2 protein-coding genes, 1 tRNA gene and 1 pseudogene are annotated in these 2,525 nt (G+C 70.3%); 1 reads left to right on the top strand and 3 read right to left on the bottom strand.

Going from position 1 to position 2,525, the window contains the following annotated elements; all coding sequences use genetic code 11:
• A pseudogene (locus tag HW445_RS26485) lies at positions 1-467 on the bottom strand (sugar transferase); the annotation flags it as partial.
• A gap of 554 nt (positions 468-1,021) precedes the next feature.
• Positions 1,022-1,094 (bottom strand) — tRNA-Ala (locus tag HW445_RS26480).
• Between the two features lie 199 nt (positions 1,095-1,293).
• Between HW445_RS26480 and HW445_RS26475 the strand changes: the two genes are divergently transcribed.
• Positions 1,294-1,848, top strand: a complete 555-nt coding sequence (locus HW445_RS26475) for a DNA-binding protein (RefSeq protein ID WP_180223405.1) — start codon at positions 1,294-1,296, stop codon at positions 1,846-1,848.
• Positions 1,849-1,962: 114 nt separating this feature from the next.
• Here HW445_RS26475 and HW445_RS32890 read toward each other — a convergent pair whose 3' ends face one another.
• On the bottom strand, positions 1,963-2,091 hold the full coding sequence (locus HW445_RS32890) for a DLW-39 family protein (protein ID WP_007824483.1): 129 nt from the start codon (positions 2,089-2,091) through the stop codon (positions 1,963-1,965).
• Between the last annotated feature and the right edge of the window lie 434 nt (positions 2,092-2,525).

Raw genomic sequence — 2,525 nt, 5'->3', positions numbered from 1 at the left:
GGGACCTCGCCGCCGACCGAGACCGTGCCGACCACGGCGTAGGGGTGGTCGGTACGGGAGTCGAGCCGCCCCAGCACCACCGGCAGCGCTCCGGCCTCGCCCACCACCAGCACCCGCAGCACCGCCTGCGCGGCACGCCGGGCCCTGGCCAGGTGGGCGTGGACCACCCGCCGGGCGAAGAGGGAGAGGACCAGCGCGGGCGTCAGCGCGGCCAGGACGACGAAGGGGTCGACGACCGTGCGGACGCCGACCCCGATCACCGCGAGGACCGCGAGGGCGATGAGCCAGTCGTGCAGCACCGGCACGGCGCCGCGCGACTCCCCGACCTCCTGGCGGGTGTAGCGGCGTCTGGCGCCCCGCACCACGAGCCAGGTCAGGGCCGCGGTCGCGGTCACCGGCCCGGCTGCGGGCTGTCCCGCCTGCGTCAGCACCCAGGGCACCGACACGGCCGGCACCGCGGCGTCCACACAGATCAGCGCGGGTGCGTACCAACCCGGCTTGTCCCGCAGGCCGATGACCCGCTGTCGAATCGTTTCCCCACGGAGAGTCCGGCGGGTACGGGACCTGCCGGCCTCACGTATCCCCACGGATGTCCGAGCATCGCCCACCATCCACACGCCCCCCAGGCCGAGTGACCCCGGTCAAGGGTCACCGTGTGTGCGTGCGGACCCATCCCCATGAACCTCCGCACGGAACGGCACCGTACTGCACAGGGACTGTGTTCAGTATGGTTTTACCCCGATTTCACGTGCATGCCCACGTCAAACAGGACGAATCAGGCGCCGGAGGACGTTTCAGGTGAAGCACGGGGGGCGCACACGGGCGGGCAGACGCACGGCTGACATCCCGTCGGCCGCCGCGGCCCCGCACCCGGGGACGGGGACGGGGACGGTAGGTCCGCACACGCCGCGCCGGTACGTCCGCACACGCGCGCGGGGAACGCGAGAAGCCCTCCGCGAGGGAGGGCTTCGAAGTCCCTGGACACAGGGGACGGGACACCTGCGACGGGTGTCACGCGAAGTGGAGCCTAGGGGAGTCGAACCCCTGACATCTGCCATGCAAAGACAGCGCTCTACCAACTGAGCTAAGGCCCCTCAATGGCGGCGTCCGCCCCGAAGGTGTGAACCACCGGTGCGAGCCGACGACCAGACTACCCGGTCACCCCCACCATCCCGCAAAAGGATTGGTCAACCGGGGCGGCCGCAGGGTCCCGGCCGCCGTTCCCCCTCCGTAAGATTCGGTACGTGGTTCGCTCGAGCGAACCCTGTACATGGGGAAGCGATGGGGAGACGCATGGACGCCGCACAGCAGGAAGCCACCGCACGGGCGCGCGAGCTGCAGCGGAACTGGTACGGGGAGCCTCTGGGGGAGCTCTTCCGGCGACTGATCGACGACCTGGGGCTCAACCAGGCGAGGCTTGCGGGTGTGCTCGGCCTGTCCGCGCCGATGCTGTCCCAGCTGATGAGCGGGCAGCGGGCGAAGATCGGCAACCCGGCCGTGGTGCAGCGGGTGCGGCTGCTGCAGGAATTGGCGGCCCAGGTCGCCGACGGCAGCGTCAGCGCGGCCGAGGCGGCCGAGCGCATGGAGGAGATCAAGAAGTCCCAGGGCGGCTCCATGCTGAGCGCCGCCGCGCAGCAGGCCGCGGCGAGCCCGGTGGGCGCTCCGACGGTGAAGAGGGTGGTGCGGGAGATACAGAGTCTCCTGCGCTCGCTGGCCGCGGCCGGCGACATCATCGAGGCCGCCGAGCGGATCGGGGAGAGCCACCCCGAACTCGCCGAGTTCCTCCGGGTGTACGGCGCCGGCCGCACCGCGGACGCGGTGGCCCACTACCAGGTGCACCAGAACTGAGGTGCAGAGCCGTTCCGGCCCCGGCCCCGGCCGGGCCGGCCGGCCCAGGAACACACGAAACCCCGGCCGCCTTCGGGCGACCGGGGTTTTCGCGTGGTTTCGGCAACCGCCGGTTCAGGAACCGCTGGGCACGGAGTCGGTGGCCTCGGTCCACAGATCCTGCTCGGCGCGGTCCGCCTGGATCTGGCGGTACACGAGGAGACCGCCGATGGCGGCCAGGGCGACCAGGAGAAGCTTCTTCACCGCGCGACCTCGTCTTTCCTTGACGTAGAAGACCTCTGGACGCCCGACTATACACACCGACCGATATCGAACGGTGACCAAGGGTCGGGCACCCAACTCCCCTGTGGACGGCCCTGATCACCAGGGTCCCGGAACCGGCGGCGCCGGAGGGGACGGGGAGCCGCGCAACTTTCGGGCCGTGCGTCCGTCCGGGTGGTGTTCATCAGACCATCGACGCGCCACGGGCGAGGGTCCCACGGATGACGACGCTCATACACATCATGAGGAAAGTACGCAAATCGCTCCACCTGAAAGTGAGGTCATCCATGGCTGGAACCCAGGTCAGGAAGATGTGGCAGGTACTCGTCTCCGCGTTCCTCGCGCTGTTCACGGCGCTGGGGCTCGTCTCCACGACGGCCGCGGCACCGGTACCGCAGACCGAGCCGGCGCGCAAC

Source organism: Streptomyces sp. UH6, assembly GCF_013421635.1.
GTDB classification, from domain to species: domain Bacteria; phylum Actinomycetota; class Actinomycetes; order Streptomycetales; family Streptomycetaceae; genus Streptomyces; species Streptomyces abyssomicinicus.
This window is presented reverse-complemented; position numbering and strand designations above follow the sequence as displayed.

Excerpts from the sequence above, each read along its gene's own strand:
- HW445_RS26475 (WP_180223405.1), top strand. The coding sequence starts at position 1,294 with ATGGACGCCGCACAGCAGGAAGCCACCGCACGGGCGCGCGAGCTGCAG.